The 18,984-nt window shown below is 33.0% G+C and carries 18 protein-coding genes and 1 riboswitch; of the genes, 6 read left to right on the top strand and 12 right to left on the bottom strand.

Features of this window, described 5'->3' with window-relative positions:
• Positions 1–477: 477 nt before the first annotated feature.
• The 5 genes from PHD84_05045 to polX form a co-directional block, all read right to left on the bottom strand.
• Positions 478–1,062, bottom strand: coding sequence for an HAD family phosphatase (locus tag PHD84_05045; GenBank protein ID MDD5637167.1), 585 nt, complete (start codon positions 1,060–1,062; stop codon positions 478–480).
• Between the two features lie 20 nt (positions 1,063–1,082).
• Positions 1,083–1,958 (bottom strand): carbohydrate ABC transporter permease, encoded by an 876-nt coding sequence (locus PHD84_05040; protein MDD5637166.1) that lies wholly within the window; start codon positions 1,956–1,958, stop codon positions 1,083–1,085.
• Positions 1,959–1,968: 10 nt separating this feature from the next.
• Entirely contained in the window at positions 1,969–2,880 is a 912-nt protein-coding gene (locus tag PHD84_05035; GenBank protein ID MDD5637165.1) for a sugar ABC transporter permease, read from the bottom strand.
• 66 nt (positions 2,881–2,946) lie between these two features.
• Positions 2,947–4,221: an extracellular solute-binding protein gene (locus PHD84_05030; protein MDD5637164.1), complete on the bottom strand. Its 1,275-nt coding sequence runs from the start codon at positions 4,219–4,221 to the stop codon at positions 2,947–2,949.
• 237 nt (positions 4,222–4,458) lie between these two features.
• Complete coding sequence (gene polX / locus PHD84_05025; protein MDD5637163.1) at positions 4,459–6,180, bottom strand: DNA polymerase/3'-5' exonuclease PolX; 1,722 nt, start codon at positions 6,178–6,180, stop codon at positions 4,459–4,461.
• 493 nt (positions 6,181–6,673) lie between these two features.
• Positions 6,674–6,816: riboswitch (glycine riboswitch) on the top strand.
• A gap of 220 nt (positions 6,817–7,036) precedes the next feature.
• On the opposite strand from polX, the gene PHD84_05020 reads away from it, so the two are divergent.
• From PHD84_05020 to PHD84_05010, 3 genes are all read left to right on the top strand, one after another.
• A complete protein-coding gene (locus tag PHD84_05020) occupies positions 7,037–7,522 on the top strand; it encodes a CARDB domain-containing protein (GenBank protein ID MDD5637162.1) in 486 nt (161 codons plus the stop codon).
• Between the two features lie 440 nt (positions 7,523–7,962).
• Positions 7,963–8,574, top strand: coding sequence for a uracil-DNA glycosylase (locus PHD84_05015; protein ID MDD5637161.1), 612 nt, complete (start codon positions 7,963–7,965; stop codon positions 8,572–8,574).
• A gap of 47 nt (positions 8,575–8,621) precedes the next feature.
• Positions 8,622–9,713, top strand: a complete 1,092-nt coding sequence (locus tag PHD84_05010; GenBank protein ID MDD5637160.1) for a Nif3-like dinuclear metal center hexameric protein — start codon at positions 8,622–8,624, stop codon at positions 9,711–9,713.
• Between the two features lie 116 nt (positions 9,714–9,829).
• Here the strand turns inward: PHD84_05010 and PHD84_05005 are convergent, their stop codons facing one another.
• From PHD84_05005 to PHD84_04975, 7 genes are all read right to left on the bottom strand, one after another.
• A complete protein-coding gene (locus PHD84_05005) occupies positions 9,830–10,297 on the bottom strand; it encodes a pyridoxamine 5'-phosphate oxidase family protein (protein MDD5637159.1) in 468 nt (155 codons plus the stop codon).
• Positions 10,298–10,320: 23 nt separating this feature from the next.
• On the bottom strand, positions 10,321–11,058 hold the full coding sequence (locus PHD84_05000; protein ID MDD5637158.1) for a SagB/ThcOx family dehydrogenase: 738 nt from the start codon (positions 11,056–11,058) through the stop codon (positions 10,321–10,323).
• Between the two features lie 94 nt (positions 11,059–11,152).
• On the bottom strand, positions 11,153–12,250 hold the full coding sequence (locus PHD84_04995) for a hypothetical protein (GenBank protein ID MDD5637157.1): 1,098 nt from the start codon (positions 12,248–12,250) through the stop codon (positions 11,153–11,155).
• A gap of 213 nt (positions 12,251–12,463) precedes the next feature.
• Positions 12,464–12,643, bottom strand: a complete 180-nt coding sequence (rpoZ, locus tag PHD84_04990; GenBank protein MDD5637156.1) for a DNA-directed RNA polymerase subunit omega — start codon at positions 12,641–12,643, stop codon at positions 12,464–12,466.
• 60 nt (positions 12,644–12,703) lie between these two features.
• Positions 12,704–12,940: a hypothetical protein gene (locus tag PHD84_04985; protein ID MDD5637155.1), complete on the bottom strand. Its 237-nt coding sequence runs from the start codon at positions 12,938–12,940 to the stop codon at positions 12,704–12,706.
• A 103-nt stretch (positions 12,941–13,043) separates the two neighbouring features.
• Complete coding sequence (gene elbB, locus PHD84_04980) at positions 13,044–13,697, bottom strand: isoprenoid biosynthesis glyoxalase ElbB (protein MDD5637154.1); 654 nt, start codon at positions 13,695–13,697, stop codon at positions 13,044–13,046.
• A 249-nt stretch (positions 13,698–13,946) separates the two neighbouring features.
• Positions 13,947–14,141, bottom strand: a complete 195-nt coding sequence (locus tag PHD84_04975; protein ID MDD5637153.1) for a DUF6485 family protein — start codon at positions 14,139–14,141, stop codon at positions 13,947–13,949.
• 394 nt (positions 14,142–14,535) lie between these two features.
• Here PHD84_04975 and PHD84_04970 point away from each other — a divergent pair, with 394 nt between their 5' ends.
• The 3 genes from PHD84_04970 (at position 14,536) to PHD84_04960 (ending at position 18,965) form a co-directional block, all read left to right on the top strand.
• Positions 14,536–15,180 carry a TetR/AcrR family transcriptional regulator gene (locus PHD84_04970; GenBank protein ID MDD5637152.1) on the top strand — a complete coding sequence of 215 codons (645 nt, stop codon included), beginning with the start codon at positions 14,536–14,538 and terminating at the stop codon, positions 15,178–15,180.
• 120 nt (positions 15,181–15,300) lie between these two features.
• The gene (locus tag PHD84_04965; protein ID MDD5637151.1) at positions 15,301–18,090 is read left to right on the top strand and encodes an MMPL family transporter; all 2,790 of its coding nucleotides are present in this window, start codon (positions 15,301–15,303) and stop codon (positions 18,088–18,090) included.
• 98 nt (positions 18,091–18,188) lie between these two features.
• Positions 18,189–18,965, top strand: a complete 777-nt coding sequence (locus PHD84_04960; protein ID MDD5637150.1) for an outer membrane lipoprotein-sorting protein — start codon at positions 18,189–18,191, stop codon at positions 18,963–18,965.
• Positions 18,966–18,984: the final 19 nt, after the last annotated feature.

Here is an 18,984-nt window from a genome sequence, read left to right as displayed (position 1 = left end):
TTTGAAGATATTTAATAAATAATGATGCTAATTAGATAGTAATTAGATGTCACGAGGGACATAGTGGTATACTAGTATCTTTATCAAAAGCATATCTATTGTTATTGGTTTTATTTTCATCAAATATTTAGCAGAAATCAATGCATTATAAATACCTGAAAAGCACATACTATGATATAGCTTAAAACCACCAATATTGTTTATAATCAAAAAAATTATCTCTTGAATTTAGTTAATCTTTTTTAATATTTGGATTATTTACCATTATTTCTCTACTAGACTTTGGTTTTCGTTTACAACAACTGGCTTTATTTTCACAAATCTCAGTGCATTTATTCAAATCCTACTAAAACATTATTTGTTTACGATTTAAAAACTATTTTTCTATCTTTTATCAATTCATCATGTTAAAAATGGATTATCTTGGAACATTATAGTGTTTTCAACTTATAACTTAAAATCATAATCATTTCTCTATCATTCATGATTATTGATATTAGTATACTTTAGTAGCTCATTTTTCAGGGAATAATTATCAACAAAGAGGATGGCTTTGATTCCCATTCTCTGGGCAACTATCACATTTTCTAAAGTATCATCAATAAAAATGGTTCGGTCTACAGTAGCATCTTCTTTATCTATAATATAGCGATAAAATTTTGGATCCGGTTTAGCTATTCCCAGCAAATGAGAAGCGTAAATATTATCAAAATAGCAGTAATCTCCGCGTTCTAAGTGAAACTGGTAATGGACCTGAAATGTATTTGTGCCACAAACAACTCGGTAATTCTTCCTCAATTCTCTAATAATGGAAGTGACTCCTTGATTGATGGTAGGATAAAAATATTTTTTAAATAAATCTGTTTTAATATTCTGTTTTATTTCCTCAGAAAATTGTTTCCAGAATTGTTGACTACTTATTTTACCACAAAGTAAATTTATCCAATTCTGCCCGGCTAATTCAAAAAATTGCTTCTCATTTATTTCTAAATGCTCAGCAATAGATGGAATTACATTGGTGTGGTTGGCCACAACACCACCCATATCAAAAATAAATAACATGTTCAAGAAACCTCTCTTTCCTAACCTTTGCGAGAGGAAAATAGGGCAGCACCTCCGATAAAATATTTTGATAGTCTTAAAAACAAAATCAAAATAGGAATACTGGCAATGGAAGCAACTGCCATTAAGGCACCTTCATCAGTATGTTTTTCAGAAATGAATCTGACAATATATTGAGGAATTGTCTTCATCTCTTCACTTTGAACAATCAGTAAAGGCCACAATAGATTATCCCATTGTGACTTAAATGTCAGCACCGCCAGCGTTGCCATTGCTGGTATGCTATTGGGAACAATAATAGTTCTAAAAATCATCATCTCGCTGGCACCATCAATTCGTGCCGCATCAAGTATTTCATCGGGGAAGGTAATAAAATATTGTCTCATTAGAAATATACCAAAGGCATTCACTAAAAAAGGAATAATCAATCCCTGATAGGAATTCTGTAAACCTAATTTGGTTACAACCAGATAAAGGGGAATCATAATCGCTTCAAAGGGAATCATAAAAGTGGCCATAATCATCATAAATACCACATTCCTTCCCCAGAAATGATATTTGGCTAATCCAAAACCGGTTATTGCTGAAAGTATGACGGTGGTGACCGTTACAGAGCCGGCAACAATAAATGAGTTTAAGATATTTCTAATATAAATAAAACTACCATCATTACCTCTTATACCCTGCCAGTAATTCTGCCAGTAAATACCTTTAGGGATCCAGGGAAAAGGCATTTTCATTACATCACTGGCTGGCATTACAGATGCTGCAAACATGAAAACTAAAGGGGCTAATATGAATGCTGCCGTTACGATTAAAAATAACCAGATAAAGCTATTAATGATGATAGATGAAATATTACTGTTTTTAGTTTTTGTTTGCCATTTTTTCTGCATAATTCAATCCTTAGTAACTAACTTCTTCAGAACGAGAAACTCTAAACTGTAACCAGGTAAAGATAAGCATAATGAAGAATAATATGACACTCATGGCGCTCGCTCTACCGATTCGGTGATCCCGAATTGCAGTATGATAGATATTTAGGGTAATTACATTAATAGGAGCCATGGGAGCTCCACCCTGAGTAAATAAATATTGGGTACTGAAAGTCTTTAAACATTGTAGCATGGACATGACCGACACCAGAACAGTAGTTGGCTTTAAAAGAGGTAGAGTAATATAGTAAAAATCCTGCCAGCTACTGGCACCGTCAATGAGAGCAGCCTCATGAGTTGACTGGGGAATCGTAGTCAAACCAACAATAAAAATAATGGTAAAATACCCCAGATATTTCCAGCTATAAACAACCATGGTTGCTATCTGTACCATTATGGAATTGGCCAGAAATTTATGATCAACGCCTGGTGAATTAAATAAGAAATTAAGAACTTGGTTACCTAGTCCTCTGGGATCAAATATTAATAACCATATCACAGTTACCACTACTGAAGATAATACAGCAGGAGAATAATAAGCTATTTGAAAAAATTGTTGAAATCTCTTTCTGCTAACAATAAAATTAGCCAGGATTAAACTAAGTATTACAATAGGGATAAAAGTACCAATCGTGAAAACAGCCGTTGCTCTAATGGAGTTCCAGAAATCAGGAGACTTTAATAGATAAGCATAGTTTTGTAAAGCAATAAAATCAGGTAGCTGTAAAGAAAGTAACTTTTTCCGGAAGAAGCTGGTATAAAGGGCTGTAAAAATAGGATAAAAACTAAACAAAGAGAAAAAAAGAATAGAAGGAATAACAAAAAACAATCCCCACCTTGATTTTTTTTGTTCTATTCCGGATTTAAATAAAGGGTATTTCATATATTTTGGCCTTCTTTAATAAAACAAAAAGGGCTAGGCAGAAACCTAGCCCCTCAGTTATTACTATTATTCTTCTTCCAAAACTTCCTGAACTTTCAATTTCAATACCTGTAGGGCGGCTTCAGGTGTCCTGCCGGCAAGCATCACTGATTCTACTGCCTCACGGATATGTTGCTGAATGATGGCGCTGTTTTCACCATAGTAAACAATATGACCTCTCTCCATATCTTGCCTGAACACATCAGAATAAGGCATATTCTTAAATTCATCTGATTCCATTAATCTTACTTTGGGTTGAATCAAGCCAACTTTGACCAGGTATTCTTCAGGATGATTTAACATATAGCTGATAAATTTCCAGGTCATTTCCTGATTTTCCTTCGGTTTTTGTTGATTGACCACAAAATAATGACCATAATAAGCCCCTGCTACATCCAGAACAGCATCCTCAAATACTGGGTAAGGAATTACTGACCACTCTCCGCTTTCATAAAATTCAGGATTGTCATTTCGAATTCTTCCTTGTTGATAGAGACCAGATTGGCACATTGCTATATCATTATTATCTTTATTGAACAAACTTCTGGCATTGGTATAGGTGGGAGATCCTAAATTTTTCCCATTTGGTCCCCATTCCTGCATGAAAGTCAAAAATTTTAACCATGCATCATCATTAATAATGGCTTCTTTTCCATCATCGCTCATTAACTTTCCCCCTAATTGTTCCGCCATAGGTACCATGGCTACTAGATAGTAGGGATATCTAAAATCAAATCCTCTCCTGGTAATAATTTCTCCATCCCTGATGACAATTTTTTCAGATACTTCTACCATTTCCTCCCAGGTTCTGGGATAGTTTTTATCAGGATCCAGGCCAGCATCCCAAAAGACTCTCTTATTTAGATAAATACACCAGTTGGTCAATTCCATAGGCAATCCATATAAATTCTCCTGATAGGTAACCGGATCCAGAACTCCTGGTATATAATCCTTGTAAACTTCTTCCAAGCTATCGTAGCCAGCAGCTTGATAATCGATAGGAGCCAAACGGTTGTTAACAATATAGGCGTATTCATCTTCAATCTGTAAATTAAACATATCCGGTCCCTGATTAGCGGCAAAAGCTGTTAAAACAATTTCGGCCATTCTGTTTGATGGATTAGTCACTCTGTTAATAGTAACACCGGGATTAGCTGCTTCAAATTCTTCAATGTAGCGGTTTTCAATCTCTGTTCGGTTGGGGTCTTCATGGGTCCAATAGGTAATTTCAATATTCTGCTGGGCATACGCAGAAATAGATAACAAAAAAACGAATACTAAAAACAAAATTATCTTTTTCATAATCTGAAACCTCCTACAAAATATTTTATTACATAATATCTTTATTTACCTAAATAAATATTCAATAAATACTCACACTCACCCCCCCCTTCTAAGTTAACTAACAGCTAAGCTATTACCCTTATAATATATCATTCTTTTAGCAAATATTATTATATTTATTTTAATTCTATTCAATTTTGAAGTCAAATGATAAGTATGGTCATGCCATTTATTCCATAAGCACTAGAGGGACCTCTACTTTTTCTTTAATCGCTGTTTCAGGTCATCAAGGGAAAGGCTATTCAAGATATTAGTTTTTTCTAACCACCCACGTCTGGCAATCGCTACTCCAAATGATATATAATCCAGAGCGGATATTTGATGTGCATCAGTACCAATAGCCAGTAAAACACCCTGCTCTTTAGCACTCTTGACATAAATATCATTTAAATCCATTCTTTCAGGAGAAGAATTGATTTCCAATGCCGTCTTTGTCTGAGCAGCTATCTTAATAATTTCCTGCATATCAATATCATAAGCTTCTCGATAACCAATAATTCTCCCTGTGGGATGTGCAATAATATTAACCAATGGATTTTTCATTGCTTTGCTCAAACGATCCATCAATTTCTTTCTTTCCTGCTTCAATCCAGAATGGATGGCAGCAATAACAATGTCTAACTTCTGTAATATGTTATCGGAAATATCCAGAGTTCCATCTGATTTAATATCAACTTCAATTCCTTTTAAAACCTTCAAACCATCAATTTCTTGATTGATTTGCTCAATCCTTTTTATCTGTTCCATCAATCTCTGCTCATTTAATCCGCCAGCAATATGAAGAGACTGAGAATGATCGGTAATAGCAATATATTGATATCCCTTTTTTCTGGTAGCTCCTATAATTTCCTCAATATTGTTAAATCCATCACTATCATTAGTATGAATATGCAAGTCCCCTTTTATATCATTTAGATCAACCAGGTTTGGTAATTTCTTATTTTGGGCAGCCTCAAATTCACCCCGATCCTCTCTCAGTTCTGGCATAATATAGGATAATCCCAATATGCTATATATTTTTTCTTCCTCTTCTCCAGCAATCTTCTTATCATCTTTAGTCTGAAATACACCATATTCATTAATTTTTAGTCCTTGTTTCACTGCCATCTCTCTTAAACGAACATTGTGTGCCTGGGAACCGGTAAAGTATTGTAAAGCAGCACCAAAACTATCAGGAGCTACTACTCTCAAGTCCACATGAATATCCTGATGGGTTAAGATGGCTGATTTGGTTAATCCTTCTGCTAATATCTCTTTGACTTGAGGTAAATTAACAAACTTTTGCATTACCTTTACAGGTCTTTTGGAAGTAATTAGAATATCAATATCTCCAATAGTCTCTTTTCTGCGCCTCAGACTACCGGCAATACTAATCTGCTTGACTTCATCAAGACATTTTAATTCCTCCTCAATTTCTTCAGCAATAGGTAAAGCTACTCCAAGTAAGGCTCTTTGTTCTCTTTTTTTATATAATTCTATGCCTCTTATAATGTTCTCTTCCGCTTTTTTGCCCATTCCAGGCAGATTCTGTAATTGGTGTTTGAGCACAGCTTCTTCTAATTTTCCCACGCTATCAATTCCCAATTCCTCATAAAAAAGCTTTGCTTTACGCGGTCCTATCTCAGGAACATTTAATAATTCTAGAACTCCTGCCGGAATACTATTTTTTAGATTTTCATAGTATTCCAATTTGCCGGTCTCAACTAATTCTCCAATCTTTTTAGCAATTGCCGGTCCTACCCCTGGAATCTCATCCAACTTTCCTGAATTATAAAGCGTTTCCACCTCCATCGGCAGATTTTCTAAAGTAGCAGCTACTCGTTCATAAGCTCTTATTTTAAATCTATTTTCATCTTTTATTTTCAGTATCTTGGCAATATTGGCAAAGATATTGGCAAATTCTACATTCTTTAACATAGCTTATCACAACTTTATTAACTCAAATTTTAATTTTAATATTCCCTTATAATCATACCATAAAGAGAACAAAAAATAACTGCTACTCCTGTATCTTTTTAATCTTTCCTTCCTTTCCTTACTAGGAGCAATATACACTATAATAAATATGATGCAATACCAAATATCTCTCAATAGTAAAACTAACCAGTAAGATAAAATAGTGTATAACAAAAATAGAACATGTAATCTTTAATTCTCATGATAATAATCTAAAACTTCAAAAATATTTCTCTTAAAAAAGATATTGCACAATAAATGTTGTATAATATAAACAAAAAACATATATCTTGTCTAAACAAAACTTACGATCAATACTTAACCTTCAAAGATCAAAATTAAATATGGTAACCTGTAAGAAGGTAACAGTAGAGTCTTTCTCTTTTTAAGGGGAAGCGCCGAAGAGGAAAGATACAGTAAGTATCGAAACTTGCAGGCAGAAGAGACTGTTACCAGACAGGACTCTGGAGAGCTTTTGGATAGAAAAGCACCGAAGAGGCAATTCCCAGGCTTTAGGAAGACCTAGAAAGGTCTGCTTGGGTGTGATTCCTAATCCTTTCGGAAGAATCTTTCAGGTAAAAAGACAGAGCTGGATAGCATATCTTACTTTGTCTTTTTTATTTATGTTTTCCAGTATTCTAAGGTATGCTCCAAGGTAATGCTAAATGAATAGGGAACTGGCATTCGATTACATAAATCAAAAAGAAAGGAGGTTTATTCAGGGCAGAATAATCATTGAAAAATAACCTAAATAAATCTTTTTAATCTGGTAATTTTCTTATACCTATAAATTTCTTAAATTTTGAGGAGGTAGTAAATGAAATTCTATAAATCATTAATTTTGATGTGCATTTTAGTCTTGATGCTTGGTGGTTGTGTTCCACCCGTTGAATTGCCTGATCTTGTTATCACTGAATTTGAGACTACCGGTTCTCCCTTTTTCCGTGAAGATGATAATGTTACAGTCCCGGTTCGTGTGACAGTTAAAAATCAAGGCAATGCTGATGCAGGAACCTTCAAAGTATCATTGCATTACACTGGCTCACAAGGCACATTTGGTGTTGCTTTTCAAGTAGAAGGACAGAGTCAATTGTGGTATCCTTACACTACTGCGAGCCTTTCTCCCGGAAACGAAGTAACCTTTGAAGGAGACGCCCTTTTTATCATTAGAGGTGAAACGGTTTCTTTAAAGGCTCTGGCCGATAGTTGCAGTGGTGATGAATTCATGCCTGATTATTGCCGAGTGGATGAAAGCAATGAAATGAACAATGAATCGGAAGCAATAACAGTGGTATTGCCTTAACGACTAATTTAATATAACTGAACAAAATAAAAGATGCCAAGAAGAGGTGTCAGATAATTTTATCAATATAGTTGATTAAACTGACACCTCTTCTGCTTATACTTTTTTCTGTTACTTCATAATAATAGGCAAACAAATTATACACCTTCTTGAATAAAGTTGATATTTTAAATGAACTATCTTAAATATAAAATATTGATTTGAGAAAGATACAGGCCTTGCTTGTCTATTGAATTTGACAATGATAAAATATAGAATTAGAAATGTGGCTGGTACTTACTTTTAATTATACAATTAGAAGAAAGAAAAAACCAAAAAGAAAAAGAAAAGCAAACAGAAATTAATAAATAGTTTTGCTACTTTTAGAAATTATAGCAGATATCTGCTATATATGGTTTATGTTTACCTCTTTGGCTACTGATATTTTTCGAGGTGTTTTTATGGATATACCAATTACTACACTTACCATGGATGAACTTGCTGAAACAATTAGAAACTGTCAGAAATGTCTCTTATCTCAAACTAGAAATAAAGCAGTCCCGGGAGAAGGGGACTGTAATAGTGTAGTAATGTTTGTAGGGGAGGCACCAGGAGGAGATGAAGATATCCATGGTCGTCCTTTCATAGGCAAAGCCGGTCAGTTGCTTACTCGAATACTGCAATCTGTGCAGATGAGTAGAAAAAATGTGTTTATTACCAATGTAGTTAAATGCAGACCACCTGGTAATAGAAATCCTAATAAAAGTGAAGTTGATTTTTGCTTGCCCTATCTGGAAAGCCAAATTGCCCTTATCAATCCCAAGATTATTGTCACTCTGGGCAGCATATCCACTAAATTTCTTTTAAATACAGAAGAACCTATTTCCAGACTCAGAGGTCAATGGTTTCCCTGGATAGGCAACATCAAGATTTTCCCTATGTTTCATCCCAGTTATTTACTGAGACATGAAGAAATCACACCTGGTAGTCCCAAGGAATTAACTTGGCGAGATATTAAAGAGCTGAAAAGAGTATTAGAAGAGATAAAAAATGATAAATCAAAATTAATATAATTTTTATTTTATACCATCTTTCAGAAAGGAATTGAAAAACCTTATTTATGAAAATTAAAGATCTGATAAATATTATTGATCAGATTGCTCCGTTTTTTCTCCAGCAGGATTTTGATAATAGCGGAGTACAATATGCTGATCTTGATGAAAATATAAATAGAATGTTAATTTGTCTGGATATCACAACAGAAACTATAGAAGAAGCATTAAAGAAAAATTGTAATACTATTCTATCTCATCACCCTTTATTCTTTAAACCTTTCAGTAAAATTACCAAACAGGATAATCCAGTAATTTTTCAATTAATGCACCACCGTCTTAATCTAATTGCGGCTCATACCAATTACGATCTGGCAGAAAATGGTTTGAATGATTATGTTGGTAATCTGCTTAATTTAAATAAAATTGGTTGCCTGGAAGAATCTGAGGAAAAAACACTAAAGTTAGCTGTATATGTTCCCGATAAGTATCATGAAAAACTTCTAAACGCACTTTTCCAGGCTGGCGCTGGGAATATTGGCAATTATTCCGAAACAGCTTTTAGCTTTCCGGGCAAAGGTTCCTTTAAGCCGCTGGAAGATGCAAAACCTTTTATTGGTAAAATTGGAAAACGAAAAACGGTTACTGAAATAAAGATTGAAACAGTTTTTATGGAAAGAGATTTGCATAAAGTAATTGAAGCTATCTATAAAAATCACCCTTATGAAGAACCGGCTTATGATATTTATCAATTAAAAACTAATTTAAAGACTGGGATTGGTTTAATTGCAAAATTGCCTTCGGAACAAAGCTTGGAAAAAATCTGTAAAAAAATTAAAAACATATTAAAGATTCCCTATCTAAGAATGGTCAAAACAGAAAAACGAAAAATTAAGACTATTACTCTATGCACCGGAAATGGCGGATCTTTAATAAATAAGGCAATTCAGAAGAAAGTAGACCTCTTAATCACCGGGGATATCAAGCATCATGAAGCACTAAACGCTAAAGAGATGGGACTGAATATTATTGATATTGAACATTTTTATACTGAAAAATATTTTGTTCCTGCAATTAAAGAACAACTAATTCGGGCACAGATTCCTGAAGATTTGTTGTTTGCTAGTAAAAAAATGAACTCACCTTTTCAACTTTTATAATACCTCCAGTATTGCCTGCTCTTGATTGTTAATGAAAATGTAATATTAGTTCCTATCAATAGATTTTGGCTTCATCATATTAATATTGTTATATCTAAATCATAAACGTTTACTATTTAAGCTGAACGTTTTCCACTTATCTTCTCAATTTTTACCTTTAAAACAGTTAATTTATCTAAAACATATGCAGAAAATTTTAATCGTTCCTCATCAATATTCTGGTTATATTGTCTTATAATAAAGGTGAGTGCTTTTTTCTTTTCCTTCTCTTCCTTAATAAATTCAACTTTTCCAAAAATAAGGGCACTGTTATATCTCATACTACTCTGGCATACATTCAATGAGTGGACAAATTGTATGCTTTGAACAATTTCAATACATACTGCGGGATTTTCTTTCAAAATGTCAATCTTCATTCCTTCAGGAGCAGAATGAAGGTAGATATATTGCCCATCAAATCCAAAATTCATTGCTACCAGATAAGGATTATTACCCCTACACATAGCTACATGGCAAAAAAGAGCTTGCTTAATAATTTGTTTTATTTCTTCTATATCAGTTATTTCTCTATCTCTTCTTCTCATCTGCTTTATATCCTTTCCATTTATTATATCTTTTTCCCTACTGTTGCCATATATATCACAAACTGCTCCTTGCCATCCAGATTTAAAATATGGTTCAATTCATCATCTGAAAAAGCAGCTATGGCACAAACCCCACAATTAATTGCTTTAGCTGAGAGATAGAGATTCTGAGCAACATGACCGGCATCTAAAAAAATATACCGATAGGCACGCTCCCCATATCTCCACTTCATCCTGTAAATCACTGCAATCCAGATAAAAGTGACAGCTGAGTGTTTAATAAAATCCTGACCAAAACTGGCTTTTACAATTTCATCAGCTATGGTACTATCTCTTTTTAAAATTCCCAATTGATGTTCCAGACTTAAATAGCGATAAAGGCCGGAGTCCAATCCCTGCACTCTATTCACTAAAAGAATAGTTTCTAAGGCATGGCGAGCTCCAGCAGATGGTACAGTTCTCAGGGTTGCAATATTAGAGATAACCTCTTTTACTCCCTGGGTACACCAGAGTAAATAAGACAATTCAGGTAGGTTAATATTTTCTTCACCATAATTGCGTATACTCTGCCTTAGATTAATTATAGAAGCGATGTTTTCCTCAGAAATAGTTATCTTATCCCATTCTGGTAAAGAGATAACTTCTCCAGTATCAGGATATGGCAATTGCAGGTCAGGTGGAGGAATCCCTTTCATCTGATCAGATAAGCTCATATTTTGATATTTTGTCTTATTAATAAATTCTTCTCCGGTTAAATTCATATAAATATATCCTCCTTGAAAAAATGGATTTTGATTTGTCTTGCTGTAAAAATATGTTCTAACTGGAGGTACAATTAATAAAAGGCTTCTTCTTTTAGAAAGAATGGTTAAGGCTAATTTCTAAAAAGATTTGTGTTGGTTTGCCAAAAAACACCTCTAAAGGAGATCCTTCAGCTTTCGTCATGGATTTGGTCATCACACCTCCTTGAACTTTGATAGTGCTGTTAGTACTCAGCTGATTACTATAGACAGGCATTAAGATTGCTGAACCACTATTGTGGTTGTATAGAGCGGTTACGCCTATGCTTGATAATTCATCAATTTTGTAGGAAATATTACTGGCTAAAAGATGTATATTTTTTTCTTCCTCTTCTTCAGAAAGAGACATCATGAAACCTGTAATTTTTGATAATATTTCTGGTGGTATATTTAAATATTCAGCCTGTATATATAGTTGATTACCAGCCGGAAAGAAATAACTATTATCTACTCCAACTAAAAGGGAACAGGTTTTTTCTTCTGAGTAATATCCAAAGGCACTGTATACTCCACAAGAGCCTAAATCTCCTTTGGCAGTAATACCAAAACGATATTCACCGATTTCCCCTTCCTTTATCTGCTCCTGGAGATAATTGATGGTTACATCAAAATCTTTAATTAATGTTCTTCCTCTTAAACCTGCTTTCCAGGTTATATCTTGTCCCGGAAGGGAGGCAACCAGCGATAAACTGGTATTCCAATTGATAGGATAATAAATTTCCAGAGCATTTTGAAATTTAGGATTATATTCTCTATCTAAAGCAACTGCACCAATAGTGTAATCTACTGGATTTAACAAAGAGCCAAAAGACCAGGATATAGGCTGTCTTCCAATTGTAAGATGAAAATCTTCAAATCTATGTTTCCAGTATAGTTTTTTCCAAAAAAAATCTACTCTACCTTCTACCGCATCAGTAAATAAATAACCAGCACATTTAATTTCATTATTATTCCAAGAGGGTAAGAATAATTCCAGATCAAGATTTGCTTGGGGTACTAAGACAAATCCTGTTTGCTCTGTATAAACAGTAGTCAGTGAGGCGTTAAGCTGTCCTCCCATTGTAATTTCACTTGCTTCCCCTGCTAAACTCAAGATAAAGAGGATAAAGAGATAGAAAATTAATATTATGATTAAATAATATATTTTCTTCATTATCTTGCCCCTATCTTTAGAATGATTTCCTGTTTTTTGCTATGTTTTTATTATGACACTTTTTTATTATTATTTAAAGTAGACTACATCATTAAAAAATAATGCTGAATCCATTCTCTCTTATACATAGATAGAACAGATTCAGCATCTGTTAAATATTTTTTAATTAATTATCAATATAAATAATCCACTATAAAATGATTCTGTTAAACCTTACTCCTCTTCCCTTCTTTGATATACCTTTCCTTCTCTTATTTCCTTTAATGCTGTCAGCCGAATGTTTTTCTCATTTGTTTCCACCAACGCTTTAAATCCTTGATTTAGTTGTTTTGCCCTTTTAGCTACCATCATAGTCAAGAGATATTTATTGTCTAAATTGTCATTTTTCCCCAATATTTTACACCTACTCCATATTTAATTTATAAATGTACTAATAAGTACGAAATATTTTAATTACAAATTGCGTTGTAAATTCCTAATCTCTTTTTCTAAATGTTTAATTTGTCTTTTCAAACTGTCTCTTTCTGTTTCTTCTCCTTCATTATCCATTGTATCAATCTTGGGTAATTTTTTGATTTGTGATTCAATTTCTCTTATTTCTTTTCTCTTTTCCTCAATTAAATCTTTTATAGAATGAGTATCATCTCCATAAGAAAAATAACGTTTTTTTTCATTCTTTTTAACGATCACTTAAGTTCTCCTTACAACCTTTCTTTTAAATTTTAATAATATTACAATTTTAAGAGAAATACATCTAATAATGAAAATAGTATAAATAATAGCTCTGTAGATATTAAGCCTCCATAATCTTTAACACCAGCTTTTCAATCCCGACAGCAATCTTAGATATAGTTGGGCCTAACATATAAGCGGCTGTAGATACAATTTTTTGTTGGGGGTCATATACAATTTCATCTACCCTGGAAATTACATGCTTTGCTCCCCACTGCTCTAAAATCCGAGCAGTAGAGGGATCTTCTCCAATAGTTAATCGAGGATGAAACATACCTAAAATCTTAGCTGCTAAAACAGGGGCAATACAAATAAATCCCTGTGGTTTACCTTCTTTATGCATCGCCTGAATAATTTTCTCCACTTCTTTATTAACCTGACAGTTTTCGCCTTTCAAAGCATAGTCACATAGATTTTTTGCTGCTCCAAATCCTCCTGGAAATATTAATCCATCCAGTGAGTTGATTTCTGCCTGTGATAAATCCTTAATTTCTCCTCTAGATATGCGAGCTGATTCTGCCAATACCTGTCGTTGTTCTTCTTCCTGTACTTTCCCGGTAAAATGATCAATAATATGCCATTGTGCTATTCTGGGTGCAAAACATTGCACTTTAGCACCAGACTTATCCAGAAAATATAAAGTTAGTGTTGCTTCATGAATTTCACTACCGTCCTCTACACCACAGCCTGATAAGACAACACCAATATTTTTCATAACAGCTACTCCTCTATTTCGCAAATAGCTAAAATATTTGATATATATTATTACAATTTTATATTATAACTTAAATCTATTAAAAATTAAACAACTATTTTAAAAAATACCTGTTTTGCAAAAGTAAATAGTCTGCTCATATTGTGAGTTCTAGAACAATCAGTAAAACAGATTCAATTCTTTTCATCATCACCATATTCCAGGAAGACTGCTTTATATGGTTAAACATAAATTGCTAATCTCAGTTAACTAATCCCTATATATTTCAACAAATTTCTTTAAAGAACGATCATAAGTTTTTTCAATTTCCGGGGGAAAGAGGCATCCAGGTAACTCAATCATTTCCCAATGATAGTTGAGACATTCACAGCACCTTCCCCTTCGAGAACAAGATATATAGGTACAGGTACAGTTTTTCTTATTCTGGTCCATGTTACATTTCATATTTATCTCCTTATTATATTATTTTACATTTTTTCTTGTTTGAATCAACATTTTGATTCCAATAATTTTATCAAGAGTTAATATTTTCCTAAAGTGATTTTTAAAAAGGCACAGAAATACTAATATAGGGAATAGTGTTGACATATATACTACAATGTAATATATTGTAACAGGAAACTATTAAAACTAATATAGTTTTTTCATTTTACAGTATCCACAATTTTTAACTTTTGTTATTGATAAATATTCTTTTTTAAATAAAACACTATAACTACTAAATTAGGGTAAGATAGATTATACAAAAAATTAAGTAACGATTAATTTTAAACACCACTTGTTTTTAGTCAACTTCATCATAGGCTAATTTCTTTATGATAATAGTGGGAAGATAACAATGACTAAAAATAAAGTTTGGAGTCTCGGAAAAAAAATAATGATAGAAAAAAAGAATAATCCCATAAAAAAAAGAATACTTACTACTGCCAGGAAATATTTTTTTACCCAGGGCTACTCAAAGGCAACCATGGATGAGTTAGCTACTGAACTCCATATGAGTAAAAAAACCCTTTATCAATTTTTTAATAGTAAACAATTTTTACTGGAATCAGTTATCTATGACTTTTTCCAGGATTTTCATAATAAGATAAATAAAATTATCAGAACTAAAAAAAATAGGAGAATAGGCGTACTAAAACAGTTTATGTCTTTAGTGCAGGCTCAGATTTCCCAATTTAACATATGGGCTTTTGAAGATATTCGAAAAAATAATCCCCGAGCATGGCTTATAATAAACCAGTTGGAGGAAAAACTAATTAATAGTGAATTAAGAAAGCTGTTACAGGAAGGGAAGAAAGAAGGGACAGTTTGTCAGGATATCGATCTTGATCTTATTGTCCTAATGATTCTTAATACCATTAAATCTGTTGTTATTCCGGAAGTAGTATCACAACTATCTTACTCTACCGAAGAGGTTATTGATATGCTGGCTAGAATAGTTATGCATGGTATTTCTAGTCCCGGGAATGCAATAGACTTATAGATTTTATATGCTGATAATAGTAAATATTAAGCAACGCTATATTTAAGGATAATTTCACTAAAGTTTGTTAATAAAGTTTAAAAATATTTCCGAGAAAAAATCATAGGAGATTCAGGACATATGAACAAATTAGCACAGTTTATTAGCAAGCACGCTATAATAATTATAATATTTGTAGCACTTGTAACGCTCTTTGGTATAACCCAAATTCAAAAACTAAAAGTAGAAGACGATATCACTAAATACCTTGCAGAAAACGATCCAGAAATACTTTTTTATCAAGAAATTTCCGATAAGTTTGGTAAATTTGATGAAAACATTACTTTAGTCTCTCTGGAATATCAGGAATTATTCACCTTAGAAAACCTACAGAACTTTAAATTAATATCCGATCAATTAGAAAATTCTGACTATATCCTATCTGTTAATTCTTTTTTAAATATGCCTAACATCATTGCTTCAGATTATGGCATCGAAGTGAGAGATTTTGTGGAAGTTTTCCCTGAAACCGAAAAAGAAGTACAAGAGCTGAAAAAAACTGCCCTGGAAGATGATATGTTAAAGGGAACTTATCTCTCCAACGATGGTAAAGTTGCTTTACTCATGATAGAATCCCAAGGCAATATCGATGGATCTCTTTTAAGGAAAGACCTGGAAGGCATTATAAATAAGTATAAAGGCAACATAGAACATATAGAATTTTTTGGACTACCAATTATGGAAGTACAAATCACCGAAATGGCTCTTGACAATATGTCTTTAGCCTTCACTGCCACTATAGTGGTATTGGCTCTTCTTTTTTACTGTTTTAGGAGCATACAAGGAACTTTCTTACCAATTTCTATAGCCCTACTTACCTCTTTCTGGCTTTTAAGTTCGGTTGCCTCATCAGGTAAAGCTGTTACTATTGTGATTTCGGCCATTCCAGTTTTGATGATTGCCCTGGTGACAGCATATGGCATTCATTTTATCAGTCGCTATTACGAAGAAAGACAGCTTTTTACCCCTCAGGAAGCAATTAGAAAAACTATCGTTTCGGTTTTTACTCCCATTCTAATGAGTGCCCTTACTACTATTGCTGGTTTTGCTTCATTAACTACTGTGGTTATAAGACCTATGACTGAATTTGGTATCTTTGCTACTATTGGCATTTTTGCAGCTTTCCTCCTAACAATATTTTTATTAGGAGCAATTTTTAGCATTTTCATACCTAAGAAAGTTCCCCAAAATTTCTCTTATCAAGCTAATGATCTGGTAACCAAAATACTGAAAATTATTGCTCAATCAATTTTCCATAAGAAAAGCTTAATTTTAGGAATTATTATTATTACCATTGTTATCTCGAGCTTTTTTATCTTGCAGGTAAAACCAGATTCGTCTATTGAAAGCAGATTGGGAGTTAACAATCCCATCACCAAGTCTATGAACTATTTCAAGGAAAAATTTGGTGGAGTTGACTTTCTCTATATTTATCTAACATCAGATAATGTTAAACATCCCTATGTTCTAAGAAGTATGGATAAAATCCAAAATTATGCCAGTCAACTTTCCTCTCTGTCCCAACCTTCTTCTATTACTACTTTTTTAGCTCAGCTCAATAATGCTATGGAAAATAAAAAAATTATTCCAGCTAATTCCGACAAAATCGATAATCTATGGTTTTTTACCGGTGATAATGAGTATATAAACTCTATGCTGGCTGATGAAAACAGGTCTACTATAATACAGATTCGCGCCCGAGAAATGACTTCCTTGGCAGTAGATAGTGCTATTCAGGAAATAGAAAAATTTATCCAGAATATTCCCGATAGAGTTAGGAAAGTAGATGTATCTTCATTATCGGCACAGGAGCAGGAACAATACTTACCCTATATTGTTCAAGATATCATTTCTTCCTGGCAAGCCAATGGTATGGAAATTAATGAAGATATAAAGCGAGAGTTATACGAAGAATTAATTCAAATTGCCAAAATGCCCATAGAAAACTTTTATTATCCCACAAATGAATTTATAGCAAAAATTTTGCAGATATCAATACTTGAACTGGAAGATCTAGGTATATCAACCAGTGAAATGCAGCCTACTCTCTTAAAGTACCTTGAAAGCCATTCTCGGGATAACCAATTTATAGATTACTTTGCGCAAGAATTAGACCTTTACTTGGATGATGCTCAGTATTTAAAAGAAATCCTTGATAGTTCTTTAACGATTGTTGGGGAACGGGAAAAAATTAGATATGCCAGAACACAGATTGAACATATTCTGAAGAATCAATTAGAACAGAAGAGTTCTGAGTATTTATGGTATCTTACTGATGAATATGCCTATCTGCCTGATGAACAGGGAGATATTCATTTTGCCTATCGATTAACTGGCATTCCAGTTATTATTAATGAAGTGAATTATAGTGTTTTTCAAGGACAGATAAAAAGTATGGTAATTGCGTTTGTAATAGTTTTCATTTTATTAGTATTGCAATTCAGTTCCTTATTAATAGGGTTAATGGCTATGATTCCTATTGCCTGTACCGTTTTAACTGCTTTTGGTATAATGGGTATAGCGAAAATTTCGCTTAATATTGGTACTATGATGGTAGCCAGCATATCGATAGGAGCAGGAATTGATTACACCATTCACTTTATTAACCGCTATAGACAGGAATTAACTAAATATAAAAATGAACCAACTCAAGCAATGAAAAACACTTTAACTGGTACAGGAAGAGCTGTTGTCTTTAATTCTTTATCTGTAGCAGCAGGAGCATTTGTTCTAACACTCTCAGAAATTGACATGATTTCCGAATTCGCCGGATTAATAGGTAGCGTTATGCTGATAAGTGTGGTCTATACTCTTCTTTTATTACCTTTGCTTTTACATCTTATTACTTTTAAAATCTCAGAAAAGCTTTAATGGAAGAATTAATGGATTATAAAGAAATAAATTTGATTCAAGATATTTTATACTATAAATATAAAAAAGTAATTGCATTAAATCAAGGAGGAAGTTAAATGAGTTATTATAAAAGATATTCTCATATTTTATTTTTACTTATTCTCATTCTTTTTCTGAATGGTAATGTCTGCGCTGAACAGTTCACTGCTGATGAGATTATCGATAAAGTCAAAGAAAATCAGATTGAATATGAAAACAGTAAAACACAGGCAGAAATGATTATCATCGATAAAAATGGAAAGGCAGAAGAAAGAGAAATAATAATGTATGAGAAAGAAGAAAATGACAAAATAAACATATTAATGCGTTTTGTATCGCCAAAAAATGTAGAGGGCGTTACTCTATTAAGTACTGAAAATGGAGATAAAATATATGTCTACATGCCTGCCTATCAAAAACCTAGAAGAATTGCCGGTTCCTCTAAAAAAGAAAACTTTATGGGAACTGATTTTTCCTACGAAGATTTGGGCATGGACTATCAAAGTGAAGATTACCAAAAGGAACTCAAAGAAGAGACGGAAACCCAATATTTAATTGAAGTGATTCCTGCTGATGAAGATATATCCTATAGCAAGTTTTTACTTTATGTTAATAAAGAGCAATTTTATGTCGAAAAAGTAGAATTTTATAATTTAGAAGAGCAACTTACCAAGACACTGGAAATTAAAGAAGTTAAATTTGATAGTAATAATAAAATTACACCAATAAAAATAGAATTAACCAATATTATAGATAATCATAAAACTACTATGAATATTAAGGAAATTGAATATGACCTGGAACTGGCTGGTGACTTTTTTTCTATTCGCACCATGCAAAAACCAAGATTATAACTTAACAATTTAGAAATAA

Source organism: Atribacterota bacterium, assembly GCA_028717805.1.
Classification (GTDB): Bacteria; Atribacterota; Phoenicimicrobiia; order Phoenicimicrobiales; family Stramentimicrobiaceae; genus Stramentimicrobium.
The sequence above is the reverse complement of the archived record's forward strand: the minus strand, read 5'-3'. Positions and strand labels throughout refer to the sequence as shown.

What these genes read in the sequence shown, in the direction of transcription:
- PHD84_05000 (MDD5637158.1), bottom strand. Translation starts at nt 11,058, where the DNA reads ATGAATTTAACCGGAGAAGAATTTATTAATAAGACAAAATATCAAAAT.
- PHD84_05005 (MDD5637159.1), bottom strand. Translation starts at nt 10,297, where the DNA reads ATGAGAAGAAGAGATAGAGAAATAACTGATATAGAAGAAATAAAACAA.
- polX (MDD5637163.1), bottom strand. Translation starts at nt 6,180, where the DNA reads ATGTTAAAGAATGTAGAATTTGCCAATATCTTTGCCAATATTGCCAAG.
- PHD84_05035 (MDD5637165.1), bottom strand. Translation starts at nt 2,880, where the DNA reads ATGAAATACCCTTTATTTAAATCCGGAATAGAACAAAAAAAATCAAGG.
- elbB (MDD5637154.1), bottom strand. Translation starts at nt 13,697, where the DNA reads ATGAAAAATATTGGTGTTGTCTTATCAGGCTGTGGTGTAGAGGACGGT.
- PHD84_04970 (MDD5637152.1), top strand. Translation starts at nt 14,536, where the DNA reads ATGACTAAAAATAAAGTTTGGAGTCTCGGAAAAAAAATAATGATAGAA.
- PHD84_04960 (MDD5637150.1), top strand. Translation starts at nt 18,189, where the DNA reads ATGAGTTATTATAAAAGATATTCTCATATTTTATTTTTACTTATTCTC.
- PHD84_05045 (MDD5637167.1), bottom strand. Translation starts at nt 1,062, where the DNA reads ATGTTATTTATTTTTGATATGGGTGGTGTTGTGGCCAACCACACCAAT.
- PHD84_04965 (MDD5637151.1), top strand. Translation starts at nt 15,301, where the DNA reads ATGAACAAATTAGCACAGTTTATTAGCAAGCACGCTATAATAATTATA.
- PHD84_05040 (MDD5637166.1), bottom strand. Translation starts at nt 1,958, where the DNA reads ATGCAGAAAAAATGGCAAACAAAAACTAAAAACAGTAATATTTCATCT.
- PHD84_05010 (MDD5637160.1), top strand. Translation starts at nt 8,622, where the DNA reads ATGAAAATTAAAGATCTGATAAATATTATTGATCAGATTGCTCCGTTT.
- PHD84_04995 (MDD5637157.1), bottom strand. Translation starts at nt 12,250, where the DNA reads ATGAAGAAAATATATTATTTAATCATAATATTAATTTTCTATCTCTTT.
- PHD84_05020 (MDD5637162.1), top strand. Translation starts at nt 7,037, where the DNA reads ATGAAATTCTATAAATCATTAATTTTGATGTGCATTTTAGTCTTGATG.
- PHD84_05030 (MDD5637164.1), bottom strand. Translation starts at nt 4,221, where the DNA reads ATGAAAAAGATAATTTTGTTTTTAGTATTCGTTTTTTTGTTATCTATT.
- PHD84_04975 (MDD5637153.1), bottom strand. Translation starts at nt 14,141, where the DNA reads ATGAAATGTAACATGGACCAGAATAAGAAAAACTGTACCTGTACCTAT.
- PHD84_05015 (MDD5637161.1), top strand. Translation starts at nt 7,963, where the DNA reads ATGGATATACCAATTACTACACTTACCATGGATGAACTTGCTGAAACA.